Here is a 953-nt window from a genome sequence, read left to right on the forward strand (position 1 = left end):
GTTCGCGCGTAGTTTCTGCATGCGGCCGTGCAGCTCTCAGAAGTAGGTGCCGTCGCGCGTCGGTCATCTGCTCAACATTAGCAATTGCATTCGAAGAAGCGTCCCATGCAATGAAAATTGAGCCGCCACGTCGAGGAGAGGGCATCGTTCAAAGTTGGCACGCCAGGCTTATGCATAGGGGGAATGCAATGCGGCAAACCGTGAGTCCCTACAACGTCGGTAATCGCTCAAAGTGTTCGAAGCGGGCGAACGGCGGCAAGACCTCGGTTACCTCAAGCCTGTCGACAAGCGCGGCGGACATGCCCTCACTTAACCAGGCACACATTTCTGCAAGCTGCTCTGACGAGCCCTGAACCATCGCATCCACCGAGCCGTCCATGCGGTTGCGGACCCAGCCGGTGACGCCCAGTGCATGGGCGCGTCGTACGCACGCCTCCCGATAGCCGATACCCTGTACCTCGCCACGCACCTGTACCAGCCGGGTTTCGAGCGGCTCGTCGTTATCGCCGAATTCCATGCATGTACTCCATCATGTTGATGCACCTGCGAAGGCGCCTAAATAAAGCGGCTCGGCTATCCCCGGGGGCAAAACGAATAGCAGAGCTGTCATTGTTCGGAAAGCGAGGTATCGTTTTCGCCCGAATTGCGCGACTGCTGCCAGATTTCAATCGCCTCCTTCGCCACGTATACGCTGATGGCAAGACCGACGACCAGGTCCGCATAGCGCCATCCGGTCGCCAGGACCACCAGGCCGGACGCAAGAACACTGATATTCGTCACTACGTCGGCGCGCGTGCAAATCCAACTGGCTCGCATATGGACTTCGCCTTCCCTGTACTGTGCGAGCATTCGCAGGACCGTAACGTTGACGAAGAGCGACAAAAGGGAAAATCCGACCATCGCCGCGCCGAGCGGGTCGCTTCCGAACAAAAAGCGGCGAATCACGTCGGCGA

The 953-nt window shown here is 58.6% G+C and carries 2 protein-coding genes; both read right to left on the reverse strand.

Translation table 11 applies throughout. From position 1 onward, the window contains the following. Nucleotides 1-208: 208 nt before the first annotated feature. Nucleotides 209-517 carry an acylphosphatase gene (locus tag GNZ13_RS17810; protein ID WP_172166751.1) on the reverse strand — a complete coding sequence of 103 codons (309 nt, stop codon included), beginning with the start codon at nucleotides 515-517 and terminating at the stop codon, nucleotides 209-211. An 89-nt stretch (nucleotides 518-606) separates the two neighbouring features. Next, nucleotides 607-953 (reverse strand): cation transporter (locus GNZ13_RS17815; protein WP_172166752.1); only part of this gene is annotated, 347 nt, incomplete at its 5' end.

This window comes from Paraburkholderia elongata, assembly GCF_013177735.1.
Lineage (GTDB): Bacteria > Pseudomonadota > Gammaproteobacteria > Burkholderiales > Burkholderiaceae > Paraburkholderia > Paraburkholderia elongata.